The organism is Burkholderia sp. Nafp2/4-1b (genome assembly GCF_003635165.1).
Classification (GTDB): Bacteria; Pseudomonadota; Gammaproteobacteria; order Burkholderiales; family Burkholderiaceae; genus Burkholderia.
Map to the genome: position 1 here is coordinate 3464 of NZ_ML058614.1, position 17622 is coordinate 21085.

Genomic DNA, 17622 nt, shown 5'->3' on the forward strand with positions numbered 1-17622 from the left:
CCGGAAGCGAGAGACCGGAAGCGAGAGACCGGAAGCGAGAGACCGGAAGCCGGAAGCCGGAAGCCGGAAGCCGGAAGCCGGAAGCCAGAAGCCGGAAGCCAGAAGCCAGAAGCCAGAAGCCAGAACCGTAGAGCCGCGGGACCAAGAACCTGGTTTCTCCACGGCGAGCGACCGATCCCCGACCGCTCGCCGCTCACCCACTCAGACGATCGACCGGAACAACCAGTAAAGCCCGCCCGCCAGCGCGATCGACGCCGGCAGCGTCAGCACCCACGCGAGCACGAGGCTGCGCACAGTGCTCCACTGCAATCCGGACCCGTTCGCCGCCATCGTTCCCGCGACGCCCGACGACAGCACGTGCGTCGTCGACACGGGCAACCCGTACACATCGGCCGCGCCGATCGTCAGCATCGCGACGAGTTCGGCCGACGCGCCCTGTCCGTACGTCAGGTGCTGCTTGCCGATCTTCTCGCCGACCGTCACGACGATCCGCTTCCAGCCGACCATCGTGCCGAGACCCAGCGCGATCGCGACGGCCACCTTCACCCAGGTCGGAATGAACTTGGTCGCGTGATCGAGCTGCTTGCGGTAGTTGTCGATTGCGAGCTTGTCGTCGGCGGCGAAGGCCGGCTGCCCCGACTTCTCGATCAGGCGAATCGCTTCGGACACCAGATACATCGTGTTGCGCACGTTGTCGACGTCGCGTTGCGGCACAGCCGCCATCGAGCCCGACGAGCCGACGGCGGTCGCGAGCGACGTGGACAGCTGCTGCACGCCCGGCAGCACGGCGGGCGTCATTTCGCGGCGCTGCACGAAGTGCTCGACGTCGGCGCGCGGATTCGCGGACGGCGCGACACCGTTCGAGTATTTCGCGAACGTAGCTGCTGCCTGATTCGCGACGGCGACGAAGGTCTGCGATTCGGCCGGCGTCACCGCCTTGTTCAGCGCATAGGCGGTCGGCACCGTGCCGATCAGGATCAGCATGATGAGGCCCATCCCCTTCTGCCCGTCGTTCGAACCGTGCGCGAACGACACACCGGTACACGTCAGGATCAGCAGGCAGCGAATCCAGAACGGCGGCGGCTGATCCTTCGGCGGCTCCTGGTACAGCTCCGGCACTCGCACGACGGCCTTCAGCACGAGCAGCAGCAGCGATGCGCACAGGAAGCCGACGATCGGCGAAAGCAGCAGCGACTTGCCGACGCCGAGCGCCTGGCCCCAGTCGACGCCGCTCGTGCCCGACGGCCCGTGCATCAGCTGGTTCATCAACCCGACGCCGATGATCGAGCCGATCAGCGTGTGCGAGCTCGACGACGGCAGCCCGAAATACCAGGTGGCCAGATTCCAGACGATCGCGGCGATCAGCAGCGCGAACACCATCGCGAAGCCCGCCCCGGTACCGACCTGCAGGATCAGCTCGACCGGCAGCAACTGCAGGATGCCGAATGCGACGGCTCCGCTCGAAACCATCACGCCGAGGAAGTTCCACATGCCGGACCAGATCACCGCGACGTTCGGCGTCAGCGAGTGCGTGTAGATGACGGTCGCGACCGCGTTCGCGGTGTCGTGGAAGCCGTTGACGAATTCGAAGCCGAGCGCGATCAGCAGCGCGGCGCCGAGCATCAGGTACGGGAACAGCGATCCTTCGCGGACGGGCGACAGATCGGCGATCAGGTGCGTGGCGATATAGACGGCGCCGATCGCGAGCACCAGCAGGAAGACGGCATAGCCGACCTGCCGGGTACGTTCGGAGGTGCCGGAATTGTTCGCGGCGGACGAAGCAGGCTGATTCATGACGGCGTCTCGAAAGGGAACCGTAGCCGATCCTAGCCGTCGCTACTCGTCAGTTTGATGACAATCTGGACCACGAACTGTCGTCTTACGAACGTGTAAGAAAATGACGCATCAATCTCCAGATAGTGAGCACGCGGGCCCACGCAACGGCATCCCGTCGGACGTTGTCTTCAATCGACGTCCGGCCATTTCGCGATGCGACGAGTACCACGCAGAGCGCGTGGCGCGACGTCGATGCGGGCCGCAGTGCTCCCATCCATCCCGCGCACCTGCGCAATGGCCGCGCGGACGGTCGCCGCGTGCGTAATCGCAGTGCAGCGGAGCGGGCCTAGCGCAGCATGCGCGGCTCGGTCCACGTCGATTCGCGCGCGAGCGCGACGAACGCGGCCAGATAGTCGATCGACGCATCGGCCTCGCGGATGCCGAGGAAGATCTGTTTCGCGATTCCGTTCTTGCCGAGCTTGACCGGCACGACCGGCATCCGGTCCGCATACTCGTCGGCAAGCCATCTCGGCAGCGCGGCCACGCCGCGCCCGCTCGCCACCATCTGCAGCATGATGTCGGTCGTCTCGATCGACTTGTGGCGCCGCGGCACGATGCCGGCCGGCGTCAGGAACTGGTTGTAGATATCCAGGCGATCGGTCTCGACCGGGTAGGTGATCAGAACCTCGTCGGTCAGTTGCTCGGGCGTCACGTAGTCGGCATTCGCGAACCGGTGTGCATCCGCAACCACCAGCACCTGCTCGTAATCGAACACGGGATCGAAGCGTAGCCCCGGCTTGTTCAACGGATCGGGCGTCACGAGCACGTCGATGTCATGGCCGAACAGCGCGCCGATGCCGCCAAACTGGAAGCGCTGCTTCACATCGACGTCGACGTCCGGCCAGCGCGTCAGATACGGCGACACGACCTTCAGCAGCCACTGGTAACACGGGTGGCACTCCATCCCGATACGCAGCGTGCCGCGCTCGCCCTTCGCGTACTGCTTCATCCGCTCCTCGGCGAGCTCGAACTGCGGCAGCAGCCGGTTCGCCAGCTTCAGCAGATATTGCCCGCCCTGCGTGAGCCGCAGGCCGCGGCCTTCCCGATCCCAGATCGGCGTGCCGAGTTGCTGCTCGACCTTCCTGACGGTATGGCTGAGCGCCGATTGCGTCAGATGCAGCGCATTGGCCGCCGCGGTCAGCGAGCCCTGGCGCTCGACCTCACGGATCACGACGAGATGGAATCGTTCCAGCATGGGTAGCGCTCACTCCACAGACGCATGAACAAATTTAATGGATTAATGAAATAATGCCATTTTATTTCATGGGATGAAATCCCTATGATGGCTGCCGGATCGACTATTTCTTCTGGACGGCAGCTTCATGGTTACGACACACAACCTCGGTTTTCCGCGCATCGGCGCGCAGCGCGAACTCAAGTTCGGTCTCGAACGCTACTGGAAGGGCGAATCGTCGCGCGACGAGCTGCAGGCGCTCGGCGCCGCGCTCCGCCAGCGTCACTGGAACGACCAGCGCGATCTCGATCTCGCACCGATCGGCGACTTCGCGTTCTACGACCAGGTGCTCGACATGAGCTTCACGCTCGGCAACGTGCCGAAACGCGTGCAAGATTTCCACGGCGATGCGCTCGACAACTATTTCCGCGTCGCGCGCGGCCGTTCGGCTCAGTCGGCGGAAGAACATGCGGCGTGCTGCGGCGGTGTCGCAGCCGGCGAAATGACGAAGTGGTTCGACACGAACTATCACTACATCGTGCCGGAATTCCATGCGGACACGAACTTCTCGCTCGATCCGTCGCGCCTGCTGCAGGAACTCGCCGAAGCGAACGCGCAGGGCGTGAATGCGAAACCGGTGATCCTCGGGCCCGTCACGTACCTGTGGCTCGGCAAGTCGAAGGACGATTCGGACCGCCTCGCACTGCTGCCGAAGCTGTTGCCGGTGTACGGCGCGCTGCTCGACACGCTGACCGCACAGGGCGTCGAATGGGTGCAGATCGATGAACCGATCCTCGTGACCGAACTCGATGCCGAATGGCGCCAGGCATTCCGCATCGCGTATGCGGCGCTGGAAACGCGGCGCATCAAGCTGCTGCTCGCGACGTACTTCGGCCAGTTGCAGGACAACCTGACGCTCGCGGCCTCGCTGCCGGTCGACGGCCTGCACATCGACGCGATCAATGCGCGCGACGAAATCGACGCGCTGGTGCGTGAACTGCCGGCCGAGCGCGTGGTGTCGGTGGGCGCGATCAACGGCCGCAACATCTGGAAGACGGACCTGAACACGGCGCTCGACTGGCTCGAGCCGCTCGCGAAGCAACTGGGCGATCGCCTGTGGCTCGCGCCGTCGTGCTCGCTGCTGCACGTGCCGGTCGATCTAGCGAGCGAGGAAAAGCTCGACGCTGAAATCCGTTCGTGGCTCGCGTTCGCGCTGCAGAAGCTCGACGAGTTGAAGGTGCTCGCGACCGCACTGAACGAAGGCCGCGACAAGTTGGCCGACGCGCTTGCCGCGAATGCCGCCGCGATCGACTCGCGCCGTCGCTCGCCGCGCGTGAACAACCCGACGGTGAAGGCCGCGATCGCACGCATCGACGCACAACTGGGCAACCGCGTGAGCCCGTACCCGGAGCGCGCGCCGAAGCAGTCGGCCCGACTGAACCTGCCGGCGTTCCCGACGACGACGATCGGTTCGTTTCCGCAGACCGGCGAGATCCGCCACGCACGCAGCCAGTTCAAGGCCGGCGCGCTGGATGAAGCCGGCTATCGCAAGGCGATGCAGGCAGAGATTGAACGCAGCGTGCGCGAACAGGAATCGCTTGAGCTCGACGTGCTCGTGCACGGCGAAGCCGAACGCAACGACATGGTCGAATACTTCGGCGAACAGCTCGACGGCTACACGTTCAGCCAGTTCGGCTGGGTGCAGTCGTATGGGTCGCGCTGCGTGAAGCCGCCGATCCTGTTCGGCGACATCAGCCGCCCGAAGGCGATGACGGTCGAATGGATCACGTATGCGCAGTCGCTGACGAGCAAGCCGATGAAGGGCATGCTGACCGGCCCGGTGACGATCCTGAACTGGTCGTTCGTGCGCGACGACCAGCCGCGTTCGGTATCGTGCTATCAGCTCGCGCTCGCGATCCGCGACGAAGTGCTCGATCTCGAGAAGGCCGGCGTGCGCGTGATCCAGATCGACGAGGCCGCACTGCGCGAAGGGCTGCCGCTGCGCCGCGCGCAATGGGGCGAGTATCTGAAGTGGGCCGTCGAGTCGTTCCGCATCACCGCGAACGGCGTGCAGGACGACACGCAGATCCACACGCACATGTGCTATTCGGAGTTCAACGACATCATCGCGTCGATCGCCGACATGGACGCCGATGTGATCACGATCGAGACGTCGCGCTCGGACATGGAACTGCTCGATGCGTTCGACAGCTTCAGGTATCCGAATGAAATCGGGCCGGGCGTGTACGACATCCACTCGCCGAATATTCCGACGCAGGATCACATCGTCGGCCTGATGAAGAAGGCGGCCGAGCGGATTCCGGCGGAACGCCTGTGGGTGAACCCGGACTGCGGGCTGAAGACGCGCCAGTGGGCGGAAGTGATTCCGGCGCTGACGAACATGGTCGCCGCGGCGAAGACGCTGCGCGCTCAGGTGCAGTAACGCGGCCGGCTTGCCCCGGTGCTCCGCCGAGCGCCGGGGCGTTCGTGTCAGTTCCGCCGCGTCACCGGGCCGAGCGGCACCGACGCGAGGTCGACGTAGCGGAATACCGCCCGCGCGTCACGGACTGCCGCGAGATCGAGCATGACATCGAGTAGCGCTTCCCGATCGCCGGGCGCGACCGCGACGCACGTGCCGTCGGGCGCCGCGGCAAGACTCGTGCCGCTGAACGTGTAGCGGTCGCCGGCCCCGACGCGGTTTGCCATTGCGACGTAGAGTTGGTTTTCCAGCGCGCGCACCGGAATCATCTGGCGATGCACGTCGCCGTAGGGCTTCATCATCCCGTCCAGGATCACGATCAGTTCGGCTCCGGCATGCGCGAGCGCGCGTGCCGTTTCCGGAAACTCGAGATCGAAGCAGATCAGCAGGCCGACCTGCATGCCGCGCCACGTGCAGACCGGAAACGCGTCGCCGGCCTCGAACACGCCGAGATCGGATTCGTACAGATGCGTCTTTCGGTAGCGCAACAGCACATCGCCGTTGGCGTCGATCAGCAGCGCGGTATTGAAGAAACGCGCGCCGTCGCGTTCCGCGAAGCCGAACGCGACGGCGACTCCCGCATCGCGAGCGGCATTGCGCACTGCGGTGACGGACGGCCCGTCGAGCGGTTCGGCCAGCTGTGCGACGTCGGCGGGGGTCGGAAAGCCGCTGACGTACGTTTCGGAGAACACGACGAGGTCGGCCGCACCGCGCGCGGCGCCGATGATCGTGAGTGCTTTCGCGAGATTGCCGGCGACGTCGCCGTCGCGCAACGCCGACTGGACGAGGCGAAGACGCGGGCCTTTCATCGTGCTCATCGTGCGTCCCCCTGTGCTGCCGCGGCGGCTGATGCGTCAGGCGCGGGCGTTGCCGCGATCACACGTTGTTCGCGATCGAGATCGAGTGAGCGGGACAGTAGCCCGTAGACGCCGCCGGCCACCGCCAGCCCGACGAGCCACGCGACGTCGACGCCGCCGAGCATCCGCGCGGCCGGCCCGACGAACACCTCGCGATTCGCTTTCGCATCGAACACGTAGAAGAACGGCACCATCGCCGCGAAGCCGATCAGGTACGAGAGGATGCCGCGCAATTGCCACGCACCGTACATGCCGTCCGGCGTGAAGAAGTGCGTGATCGCGTAGCGGCCGCGCCGCACGAAGAAATAGTCGACGAGGTTCACCGCGGTCCACGGCACGAGGAAGTAGAGCATCAGCGTCAGGAATGTCTGCAGCAGCGCGATGCCGTTGCCGCGGATCGCGAACACGCAGGCGAGCACGAAGGTGCTGATGGCGACGACCGATGCGACACGGGCGCGGCGCGATGGCCGAATCGGCACGATCGAATCGATGCCGGTGAGCACGGTGAGCATCGCGCTGTACGCGTTGAGTGCGATGATCGGCAGGAAGCCGACCAGCGACACGATCGCGATCAGCTTGCCGAGGCCCGGCACGAGCGCCGAGCCGACGTCGTTCATCGCGACCAGCGCGTCGGCCGCATGCAGCTTCTGCGCGAGCCACGCGCCGAGCCCGATCATCCACGTGCCCGACAACGACGCGCCGGCGAAGATCACCGCGATCAGCTTCGCGCGGCTCGTATGCTTCGGCAGGTAGCGGGAGTAGTCGGACACGTACGGCGCATACGAGATGTTGTAGCTGGCGGCGATCGCGAACTGCGTCGCGAATCCGATCCAGTTGAAGCCCGGAGCGGCGGCCGGCGCGGCGGCGGCTTGCGCGGGTGCCGCATGACCGAACGCGAGCGCGAGCGTGACGAGCGCATAGAGCGGCAACGTAGCGATCAGTGCCCACGTGAAGGTCCGGTGCATCAGGTCGTGCCCGTAGATCGCGAGCAGTGCGCCGATCGCGACGGCCGCGATCGCGACGAAGCCGCCGTCGATGCCGAACACGTTGTGCACGCCGTCGACCATCAGCGACACGTTGACGACGTTGAAGCCGACGAACACGAACAGCGTCGCGAGCAGTGCGACGATCACGCCGCGATAGCCGAACTGCGCGCGCGACTGGATCATCTGCGGCAATCCCATTTCCGGCCCCTGCGAGCCGTGGAACGCCATGAAGATCGTGCCGAACATGATGCCGAGGGCGCCGGCGAGCGTCGTCCAGCCCGCCGACAGCCCCATGCCGGGCCCGACGAAGCCGATCGAGATCGTGAAAAAATGGAAGTTGCCGAGGAACCAGAACGGCCCCTGGCTTGCGAGCTTCGCGTGGCGTTCGTGTTCCGGAATGTAGTCGATCGAGTGATGCTCGATCGCCAGACCGGCCGGTTCGGTGCGACCGAGTTCGAGGGTGTCGAGGCGGTTCATGTCGGCTTGTCTCCTTGGTCACGGGCAGTTCGTCGATGCGACCGCGCGCGCCTGCCCGCCGCGATACCGTCGCGGTAGACAATGAATATCGGGGTGGCGGCGCGTGCTGTGCGCCGCCGGACAGCTCAAGAAAACGGGCAGGCGATGTCGCCTGCCCGTTTGCATGACTTACGCGAAGTTACGCGGCGCGCGCGCCGCGCGGCAACGCTTCGTCCGCCTTGCCGGGCACCCCGGCATCGTCGATGCTGACGCGGCGCGAGATCAGCCACACGCACACCGACGACAGCACGGCGGCGCTCGTGTACTGGATCGCGAGCGGCCACCATTGCGGCGCGGCGTTCTGCGCGATCAGCGTCGCGACGAGCGGCGTCAGACCGCCGGCAATCGCGCCGCACACCTGGTACGCGATCGAGATGGCGGTGTAGCGGATCCGCGCGACGAAGATGCCGCTGACGAAACCGGCGACCACCGAGTAGTAGCCCGACTCCGCGAGCGTCGCGAGGCCGACGCCGACCGTGATCGACAGCGGCGTGCCCATGTGCACGAGCGGCAGCATCACGAACGGCACGATCGCGGCCCATGCGCCGGTGATCAGCAGCACGCGCGTGGTGCCGAAGCGCTGCGCGAGGAACGCGGCGGCGAGCTGCACGACGAACTGCAGCACGGCGACGATCGTCATGCAATGCAGCACCATCGACCGGTCGAGCGACAGGAATTGCGTCGCGTAGCTGATCATGAAGATGTTGCTGAAATACACGCCGGCGATCCCGTACACGTTCGCGCCGATCGCGAGCAGCAGCAGCGGCCAGTACTTGAGCGCTTCACGCACCGGGTTCTGCGCGGTGTTGCCGCTCTTCTTCACTTCCTCGAACTCGGGCGATTCGGACACGCTCGCGCGGATCACGAAGCCGACGATCAGCAGGATGGAGCTCGCGAGGAACGGCACGCGCCAGCCCCAGCTCATCATGTCTTCCTTCGACAGCGTGCTGATCGCGCCGAACGCGAGCATCGACAGGATCAGGCCGCTCGCGCTGCCGAGCTGCGCGAACGACGCGAAGAACGTGCGCTTGCCTTCCGGCGCATGCTCGCCGGCGAGCAGCACCGCGCCGCCCCATTCGCCGCCGACTGCGATGCCTTGCAGCACGCGCATCAGCACCAGCAGGATCGGCGCGATCATGCCGGCCTGCGCGTGGGTCGGCAGCAGGCCGATCGCGACCGTCGACACGGCCATCAGCATCAGCGTCGCGAGCAGCGAGCGCTTGCGGCCGAAGCGGTCGCCGAGATAGCCGAACATCACGCCGCCGAGCGGCCGCGCGAAGAAGCCGACCGCGAACGAGCCGAACGATGCGAGCAGGCTGATGAAGCGGTTTTCACCGGGAAAGAACAGCGGCCCGAATACGATGGCGGCGGCGGTCGCGTAGCTGTAGAAGTCGTACCACTCGATCGTGGTGCCGACGAACGAAGCGAGCGCCGCCCGCTTCGGTTGCTTGACGGAAGTCCCCATCTGCAATGTGCTCCTCTGGAATCCTTTGATTTGGAATAGGTCGTGGGTCGGATCAGTCGCGGTACGCGACGCCGGGCAGCACGCACAGCAGCTCGTACGCGAGGTTCGCGCCGAGCAGGGCCGTGGTGCCGAACGGGTCGTACGGCGGCGCGACTTCGACGAGATCGCACCCGACGATGTTCAGCCCCTTCGCGCCGCGGATGATCTCGAGCGCCTGCGGCACCGTGAGGCCCGCGATTTCCGGCGTGCCGGTGCCCGGTGCGTAGGCCGGGTCGATGCCGTCGATGTCGAAGCTGATGTAGACGGGCGTGTCGCCGACGCGCGCGCGCACTTCTTCCATCAGCGGCGCGAGCGACTTGTTCCAGCATTCCTCGGCCTGCACCACGCGGAAGCCCTGCTCGCGACACCAGTCGAAATCCTCGGCCGCATAGCCGGTGCCGCGCAGGCCGATCTGCGTGACCTTGTCGCCGTGCAGCAGCCCTTCCTCGACCGCGCGGCGGAACGGCGTGCCGTGCGCGATCTTTTCGCCCATCATCGTGTCGTTCACGTCGGCGTGTGCATCGACGTGGATCAATGCAACCTTGCCGTGCTTGCGGTGGATTGCCCGCAGGATCGGCAGCGCGATCGTGTGGTCGCCGCCGAGCGTGATCGGTTTGCAGTCGTGCTCGAGAATCGCGTCGTACGCCGCCTCGATGCGCGCGATGGAATCGTGCAGGTTGTACGGGTTGATCGCGACGTCGCCGATGTCGGCGATCTGCAGCGAATCGAACGGCGCGGCGCGCGTGGCCATGTTGTACGGGCGCAGCAGCACGGATTCGGTGCGAATCTGGCGCGGGCCGAAGCGCGCGCCGGTGCGGTTGGAGGTGCCGAGATCGAACGGCACGCCGACGAAGCACGCGTCGAGGCCTGCGGCGCTCGGCACGTGCGGCAGGCGCATCATCGTCGCGATGCCGCCGCTGCGCGGCATTTCATTGCCGCCGAGCGGCTGGAAATGGGTGTGGTCGTTCATGGGGTCGTCTCTTCCGATGTGGGGTTGCCGTATCATTCGACGCGGCCTGGCGCATAGTTTTACGCGTCCGGTCGGAAAGAAGAATGCGAAGATATCGACGTAAACATCGATTTCCGTCGATGTATGGGAGGGGAATAGCGTGCTGGGGAATCTGTCGACCCTCGATCTGCGGTTGATCCGCGTGTTTCTCGCGGTCACGGAGGCGGGCGGCGTGTCGGCCGCGCAGGCAATGCTGAACGTCGGCCAGTCGACGATCAGCGCGCAGCTGTCGTCGCTCGAGACGCGGCTCGGCTACCGCCTTTGCGAGCGCGGCCGCAGCGGCTTCCGGCTCACGCCGAAGGGCGAGCGGTTCCACGCGATGAGCCGCAAGTTGCTCGCCGCGCTCGACGAATTCGGGATGGCGGCGCGCCACATGGACCGCCAGCTGGTCGGCACGCTGAACATCGGCCTGATCGGTCATACGCCGGTCAGCCAGAACGCGCGGATCGCCGAAGCGATCGCCGCGTTTCGCACGCGCGACGAGGCCGTGCGCTTCTCCATTTCGGTGCGCGCGCCGGGCGATCTCGAGGAAAAGCTGCTGAGCAACGAGATCCAGATCGCGGTCGGCTACTTCTGGCATCGCGTGCCGACGCTGCACTACACGCCGCTGTTCATCGAGCGGCAGGTCGCGTACTGCGGCCGCGGCCATCCGCTGTTCGAGGGCGCCGGCGCGCTGACGCCGGCCGACGTCGCGGGATTCGAGTGGGCCTGGCGCTCGTATCCGCTGCCGGAAGCGCAGATGTCGACGACGCCCGATCGCGTGACCGCAACCGCCGACAACATGGAGGCCGTCGCGCTGCTGATCCTGTCAGGCCATCACCTCGGCTACCTGCCGCAGCACTTCGCGGCGCCGTACGTCGCGCAAGGGCTGCTCGCGCCGCTCAATCCGGACCAACTGCACTACGAGGTCACGTTCCACATGGTCGTCGCGCGCGACGGGCGCGGCGATCCGGTCGTCGACGCGTTTCTCGAGGATCTCGAGCGCGCGCACCAGTCGCCCGACGTGGTGTGAGATCGCGGCGGTCCGGATGATGAACCCGGCAATGTGAACAACCGTCACAGCGGAGCGGGCCGCCGCCCGCATTGCCCGCATCACGGCACCGGCAACCCCGCGTCGTGCTTCACTTCCCGCAACGACAGCGCCGATTCAATTGACGTGACGCCCGGCAGCATCCGCAGCGAGTCGCGCAGGAACGTGCCGTAATCGTCGAGATCGCGCGCGACCACCTGCAGCAGATAGTCGGCCGTGCCCGCGACGTTGTGGCACGCGAGGATCCGCTCGATCCCGAGCACTTCCCGCTCGAACCGGTCGGCGACCTTGCGGTCGTGGGTCGCGAACCGCACGAGCACGAACGCGACGACACCGAAGCCGAGCGCCTGGCGCGACAACTGCGCGCGGTAGCGCTCGATGTAACCGTCGCTTTCGAGACGCTTCAGGCGCCGCGCGCACGGCGTCTCGGACAGGCCGACTGATTCGGCGAGACGGGCGATCGGCAGGCGGCCGTCGCGCTGCACCGCGGCGAGAATCGCGCGATCGGTTTTGTCGAGTTCGGTCATGTTGGCGGAATCCTTGTCTGGTTTCCAAGATTGTGGCGGATTCCGCTATGGATCGCCAATCCGGAGCGAAACTTGGCCAAAAATCCCTCCACCTTCAGCGGCAACATATCGTCATTGAAGGACGGGGGCAGACCATGATTTCCACGCATTTGCTGTTGATTTATCTCGCCGCGCTGGCGGCCATTTACGCGGTGCCGGGGCCCGACATGGCGCTCGTGCTGCAGACCAGCATCGGCCGCGGCGTGCGGCCCGGCATGGCGGCGGCGGCCGGCCTGTCGCTGTCGCGCACGGTGCACGTGACGCTGTCCGCGTGCGGCGTCGCGGCGCTGATCCGCAGCGCGCCGTGGCTGTACGAGGCGATCCGCTACGGCGGCGCGCTGTATCTCGCGTACGTCGCGATCCAGGTGTTCCGCTCGCCGGTGTTCGCGCTCGGCGACGGTGACGCGGCCGCCGCGGGCGAACTGCGCCAGTCGTTCTTCAAGGGGCTGCTGACGAACCTGCTGAACCCGAAGGCGCTACTGTTCTGCTCGGTACTGCTGCCGCAGTTCGTTCGGCCCGAGGCCGGGCCCGTCGTATGGCAGATGTTCGAGCTCGGTGCGATGCTCGTCGCGGCCGGCGTGTGCTTCGACCTTGCCTGCGTGTTCGGCGCGTCGCGCATCGCGGCGTGGATGCGCGCCCATCCGCTCGCGCAGACGGTGCAGCGCTGGACCTTCTCGGCGGCGCTGATCGGCTTTGCGCTGCGACTTTCGATGGATTGAATCGCTGCTTCATCGCATCGCCGCCGTGCGGGCCGACCGGCCGCCTGGCGCGGTGCGCCAACGAGCGACGGCCGTGCGCGATGCCGGCCGTCGCGTGCTCCCGGGTACCGCTCGGCACGCGCGCAAATCGTCTGACTGTTCTAAACTTCCTTTGACTTCGCGCTGCTGCGAACCGACTGACTGAACGGAACCGTCTCCCGCCGCCCCTGTCCGATTTCCTGGCTGTTCCGTGCAACGCGGTACCAAGGAGGGTCTGAACATGGCAAGGCATCTTCAAGCCGACCGTGAACCCCGTATCGTCGCCGAGTCCAAGTGTCTCGGTCATTGCGATCCGGCAGAACGCATCCACGTCACGATCATGTTGCGGCGGCAGGAAGAAGGGCAACTCGATGCATTGGTCCACCAGCTCGCCAGCGGCGACGCTCGCGCAAAACCGGTGTCGCGCGAAGCATTCGCGCAGCGTTTCTCCGCCAATCCCGACGACATCCGCAAGACCGAGGAATTCGCCCGCCGTCATCAGCTGACGGTCGATCGCGTCGATCCGGTCGAAAGCGTCGTCGTGGTGTCCGGCACGATCCAGCAGTTCGAAGCGGCATTCAGCGTGAAGCTCGAGCGGTTCGAGCATCGCGCGATCGGCCAGTACCGCGGCCGCTCGGGACCGATCGCGCTGCCGGACGAGCTCGGCGATGTGGTCACGGCCGTGCTCGGCCTCGACAGCCGGCCGCAGGCACGGCCGCACTTCCGGCTGCGTCCGCCGTTCAGGCCCGCGCGCGGCGCGGCGGCCGTCACGTTCACACCGCCGCAGCTCGCTTCGCTGTACGGCTTCCCGGCCGGCGACGGCGCCGGGCAATGCATCGCGATCGTCGAACTCGGGGGCGGCTATCGTGCGGCCGATATCCAGCAGTATTTCCGCGGGCTCGGCATCGCTACGCCGCCGACGCTCGTCGACGTGAACGTCGGCACCGGGCGCAATGCGCCGACCGGCGAAGCGAACGGCCCGGACGGCGAAGTCGCGCTCGACATCGAGATCGCCGGTGCGATCGCGCCCGCCGCGAAGATCGCCGTCTACTTCGCGCCGAACAGCGACGCGGGCTTCATCCAGGCCGTCAACGCGGCCGTCACCGACAAGACCAACCGGCCGTCCGTGATCTCGATCAGCTGGGGCGGGCCGGAAGCGATCTGGCAGGCGCAGTCGGCGCACGCGTTCAACCGCGTGCTGCAGGCGGCCGCCGCGCAGGGGATCACGGTGTGCGCGGCGTCGGGCGACAGCGGCTCGGGCGACGGGCTGCAGGACGGCAGCGATCACGTCGATTTCCCGGCGTCGAGCCCGTATGTGCTCGGCTGCGGCGGCACGCAGCTCGATGCGCTGCCGGGGCAGGGCATTCGCAGCGAGGTCACGTGGAACGACGAGGCGAGCGGCGGCGGCGCGGGTGGCGGCGGCGTCAGCACGATGTTCGACGTGCCGGCCTGGCAGCAGGGGCTAACGGTCGCGCTCGCCGACGGCAGCACCACGCCGCTCGCGAAGCGCGGCGTGCCGGACGTCGCCGGCGATGCATCGCCGCAAACGGGTTACGAGGTGTCCGTCGCCGGCACGCCCGCGGTGATGGGCGGCACGAGTGCGGTCGCGCCGCTGTGGGCCGCGCTGATCGCACGGATCAACGCGGCGGCCGGCGCATCGGCCGGCTGGATCAATCCGGTGCTGTACAAGAACGCGGGCGCGCTGCGCGACATCACGAAAGGCTCGAACGGCACCTATGCGGCCGCGTCCGGCTGGGACGCATGCACGGGCCTCGGCAGCCCCGACGGCGCGAAACTCGCGGCGCTCCTCGGGCGCAAGCCGTCGAGCTGACGCGCCGGTACCTGCCTTTACTTTCGACGCGGGTGTCCTGCCCGCGTCTTTTTTCACCTCCAGGAGCAGCACGATGGGCATCGATTCCGCATCTTCCGGCGGCGTGTATCCGCTGCATCACGGCGACCACAATTCACATGGCGTGCCGCCGACCATCAGTCCGGTCGCGCTGAGCCACGGCCGCGACCAGCCGTTCTTCGATCCGGTCGCGTACGGCAACGGCCCCGACGATTCGGTGACCGACACGACCGAAGCGGCCGCGATCACGCACCACACGATCCTGATCGGCGGCAAGCGCATCGCGTATACGGCAACGGCCGGCCATCTGGTGACGGTCGACCCGAGCAGTTCGCAGCCGGCCGCGAAGCTTTTCTACGTCGCGTTCACGGCCGACGGCGCGAAGGAAGAAACGCGGCCCGTCACGTTTTTCTACAACGGCGGGCCCGGTTCGTCGTCGGTGTTCGTGCTGCTCGGCTCGTTCGCGCCGAAACGCATCAAGACGTCGATGCCGGGGTTCACGCCGCCCGCGCCGTACCAGATCGAAGACAACCCGGACAGCATGATCGACCACAGCGACCTGGTGTTCATCAACCCGGTCGGCACCGGCTATTCGGCGGCCGTCGCGCCGAACAAGAACCGTGATTTCTGGGGCGTCGACCAGGATGCGAATTCGCTGAAGCAGTTCATCAAGCGTTACCTGACGAAGAACAACCGCTGGAATTCGCCGAAATACCTGTTCGGCGAGTCGTACGGCACCGCGCGCAGCTGCGTGCTCGCATACAAGCTGCACGAGGACGGCGTCGACCTGAACGGCGTCACGCTGCAGTCGTCGATCCTCGACTACCGGCAGGCCGGCAACCCGGTCGGCGCGCTGCCGACCGCGGCGGCGGACGCGTGGTATCACAAGAAGCTCGGCGTGAAGCCGGCGCCGGCCGATCTCGGCGCATTCGTCGAGGAAGTCGCGCAGTTCGCGCGCACCGGTTACCTGAACGCGTTGCGCAACGTGCCGCATGCGGACCCGGCCGCCGTGCAGAAGCTTTCGGAATACACCGGCATCGACACGGCGACGCTGCAGACGTGGGGGCTCGACATCGCGGGCTACGACGCGCGCGGCAATTCGCTGTTCCTGACGACGCTGCTGCACGCGCAGGGGCTCGCGCTCGGTTCGTACGACGGTCGCGTGACGGGGATCTCGTCGGGCATCGCCGGCAAGATCGATCCGAACTCGGGCGGCAACGATCCGACGATGACGGCGGTGACCGGCGTCTACACGGCGATGTGGAACAGCTACCTGAACGAGCAGCTGAAGTTCACGTCGAATTCCGCGTTCACGGACCTGAACGACCAGGCGTTCCAGAACTGGGACTTCAGCCATATCGACCCGACCGGCGCGCAGCAGGGCATCGATCCGAAGGGGAACGTGATCCTCTATACGGCCGGCGATCTGGCGGCGGTGATGGCGCTGAACGTCGACCTGAAGGTGCTGTCGGCGAACGGCCTCTACGATTTCGTCACGCCGTTCTACCAGACCGTGATCGACCTGCAGCAGATGCCGCTCGAGGATCAGAAGGTGCGGCAGAACCTGTCCGCGCGCTTCTATCCGTCGGGGCACATGGTGTATCTCGACGCCGGTTCGCGCACCGCGCTCAAGCGCGATCTCGCGACGATGTACGACGCGACGGTCAGCGATACGGGGGCGCGCATGCGGATTCGCGCGCTGCAGGCGAAGAAGACGGGCGGGCACGCGTAGCGCTGCCCGGTGTGCATGCACCGCGCGTGACCGTGACGGTTCGCGCGGTGCGCTGTGTCGGCCGTGGCGGCCGGCTTACGCGGCCGGCCAGTCGAACGGCGTGTACGGCAGCGCGCGCTTGTGGCGCGAGCCGTCGTAGAAGCGCAGTACCGTTTCGTACACGTTGTCGCTGACGGGCTTGCCTTCGAGGAAGTCGTCGATCTCGTCGTAGGTGACGCCGTACGCATGCTCGTCGGGGCGCAGCGGACGCAGCTCCTCGAGGTCAGCCGTCGGCACCTTCATCACGATCAGTTCGTCTCCGCCGAGTGCGCGGGCCACGGCCCGCACGCGGCGCTTGCTCAGGCCGGCGAGCGGCAGAATGTCCGCGCCGCCGTCGCCGAATTTCGTGAAGAAGCCCATCAGCGATTCGGCTGCGTGGTCGGTGCCGATCACGATGCCGCGCCGCGCACCGGCCACCGCGTACTGCGCGATCATGCGCTCGCGCGCCTTGATGTTGCCGTGCACGAAGTCCTGCTGCGCCGGGGTTTCGAACGCGTGGCCGGATGCGACCAGCGACGCGAGCATCGCGTCGGCGGCGGGCTTCACGTCGACCGTCAGTTCCTCGTCCGCGCGCACGAACGCGAGCGCGCGCTGCGCATCGGCTTCGTCGTTCTGCACGCCGTTCGGCAAGCGCATCGCGATGAAGCGCGCGTCGTAGCCGTCGGCGCGCAGCTTCTCGACCGACAACTGCGCGAGCCGCCCGGCCGTCGACGAATCGACGCCGCCGCTGATGCCGAGCACGTAGGTTCTCAGGCCGGTCGAACGAAGGTATTGCGCGAGGAAATCGACGCGGCGCGCGATCTCGGCATCGGCGTCGAATTGCGGGGCGACGTTCAGTTCGGCAATGATCGCGCGTTGGCGGCTGGCGTAATCGGCGGATGTCATGAAGGTGGTTCCGGAACGAAATGCGAGGCGCCCATCATAAGCGCAATCGCAGCCCGGCGCCGCGCGGGGCGTGTGATCCGGCCGTCGCGCGTTGCATTGGCGAGACGTGGTGCATCGTCATGGTGCGGCGGGGCGGGCGGTGCACCGCGGTGTGCGGGCGGATGCTTCGTTTCGAGGCGGGGGGCGGTGGTGTGGTGGATGTTTTCTGCTTGTGCTTCTGCTTCTGCTTCTGCTTCTGCTTCCGCTTCCGCTTCCGCTTCCGCTTCCGCTTCCGCTCAGGCTCAGGCTCAGGCTCCAGCTCAGGCGGCTCCAGCTCAGGCGGCTCCAGCTCAGGCTCCAGCTCAGGCTCCAGCTCAGGCTCCAGCTCAGGCTCCAGCTCAGGCTCCAGCTCAGCCGCAGCCGCAGCCCAGCCCAGCCCAGCCC

General features: G+C 66.6%; 14 protein-coding genes. 5 read left to right on the top strand and 9 right to left on the bottom strand.

Features of this window, described 5'->3' with window-relative positions:
* Nucleotides 1–201 precede the first annotated feature (201 nt).
* Nucleotides 202–1794 (bottom strand): inorganic phosphate transporter, encoded by a 1593-nt coding sequence (locus tag C7H84_RS22270; RefSeq protein ID WP_121860793.1) that lies wholly within the window; start codon nucleotides 1792–1794, stop codon nucleotides 202–204.
* A gap of 328 nt (nucleotides 1795–2122) precedes the next feature.
* Entirely contained in the window at nucleotides 2123–3031 is a 909-nt protein-coding gene (locus tag C7H84_RS22275; RefSeq protein WP_121860794.1) for a LysR family transcriptional regulator, read from the bottom strand.
* Between the two features lie 127 nt (nucleotides 3032–3158).
* Here C7H84_RS22275 and metE point away from each other — a divergent pair, with 127 nt between their 5' ends.
* A complete protein-coding gene (gene metE / locus C7H84_RS22280; protein WP_121860795.1) occupies nucleotides 3159–5453 on the top strand; it encodes a 5-methyltetrahydropteroyltriglutamate--homocysteine S-methyltransferase in 2295 nt (764 codons plus the stop codon).
* A 47-nt stretch (nucleotides 5454–5500) separates the two neighbouring features.
* Here metE and C7H84_RS22285 read toward each other — a convergent pair whose 3' ends face one another.
* The 4 genes from C7H84_RS22285 to speB form a co-directional block, all read right to left on the bottom strand.
* Entirely contained in the window at nucleotides 5501–6307 is an 807-nt protein-coding gene (locus C7H84_RS22285; protein ID WP_240462072.1) for a carbon-nitrogen hydrolase family protein, read from the bottom strand.
* Nucleotides 6304–7809: a cytosine permease gene (locus C7H84_RS22290; protein WP_121860796.1), complete on the bottom strand. Its 1506-nt coding sequence runs from the start codon at nucleotides 7807–7809 to the stop codon at nucleotides 6304–6306. The genes C7H84_RS22285 and C7H84_RS22290 overlap by 4 nt, the downstream gene beginning before the upstream one ends.
* Nucleotides 7810–7987: 178 nt before the next feature.
* Nucleotides 7988–9313 (bottom strand): MFS transporter, encoded by a 1326-nt coding sequence (locus tag C7H84_RS22295; protein ID WP_121860797.1) that lies wholly within the window; start codon nucleotides 9311–9313, stop codon nucleotides 7988–7990.
* Nucleotides 9314–9365: 52 nt separating this feature from the next.
* Nucleotides 9366–10322, bottom strand: coding sequence for an agmatinase (gene speB / locus C7H84_RS22300; protein ID WP_121860798.1), 957 nt, complete (start codon nucleotides 10320–10322; stop codon nucleotides 9366–9368).
* 139 nt (nucleotides 10323–10461) lie between these two features.
* Between speB and C7H84_RS22305 the strand changes: the two genes are divergently transcribed.
* A complete protein-coding gene (locus C7H84_RS22305) occupies nucleotides 10462–11373 on the top strand; it encodes a LysR family transcriptional regulator (RefSeq protein WP_121860799.1) in 912 nt (303 codons plus the stop codon).
* An 80-nt stretch (nucleotides 11374–11453) separates the two neighbouring features.
* On the opposite strand, the gene C7H84_RS22310 is transcribed toward C7H84_RS22305, so the two are convergent.
* Nucleotides 11454–11918, bottom strand: coding sequence for an Lrp/AsnC family transcriptional regulator (locus C7H84_RS22310; protein WP_059238912.1), 465 nt, complete (start codon nucleotides 11916–11918; stop codon nucleotides 11454–11456).
* Between the two features lie 134 nt (nucleotides 11919–12052).
* On the opposite strand from C7H84_RS22310, the gene C7H84_RS22315 reads away from it, so the two are divergent.
* From C7H84_RS22315 to C7H84_RS22325, 3 genes are all read left to right on the top strand, one after another.
* Nucleotides 12053–12676 carry a LysE family translocator gene (locus C7H84_RS22315; RefSeq protein WP_121860800.1) on the top strand — a complete coding sequence of 208 codons (624 nt, stop codon included), beginning with the start codon at nucleotides 12053–12055 and terminating at the stop codon, nucleotides 12674–12676.
* Between the two features lie 259 nt (nucleotides 12677–12935).
* Nucleotides 12936–14525 (top strand): S53 family peptidase, encoded by a 1590-nt coding sequence (locus C7H84_RS22320; RefSeq protein WP_121860801.1) that lies wholly within the window; start codon nucleotides 12936–12938, stop codon nucleotides 14523–14525.
* A 73-nt stretch (nucleotides 14526–14598) separates the two neighbouring features.
* Complete coding sequence (locus C7H84_RS22325) at nucleotides 14599–16275, top strand: peptidase S1 (RefSeq protein WP_121860802.1); 1677 nt, start codon at nucleotides 14599–14601, stop codon at nucleotides 16273–16275.
* Nucleotides 16276–16350: 75 nt separating this feature from the next.
* Here C7H84_RS22325 and nadE read toward each other — a convergent pair whose 3' ends face one another.
* Both nadE and C7H84_RS36955 read right to left on the bottom strand, forming a co-directional pair.
* Nucleotides 16351–17199 carry an ammonia-dependent NAD(+) synthetase gene (gene nadE, locus C7H84_RS22330; RefSeq protein ID WP_121860803.1) on the bottom strand — a complete coding sequence of 283 codons (849 nt, stop codon included), beginning with the start codon at nucleotides 17197–17199 and terminating at the stop codon, nucleotides 16351–16353.
* 34 nt (nucleotides 17200–17233) lie between these two features.
* The coding region (locus C7H84_RS36955) for a hypothetical protein (protein ID WP_205611447.1) at nucleotides 17234–17622 on the bottom strand (389 nt) is incomplete at its 5' end.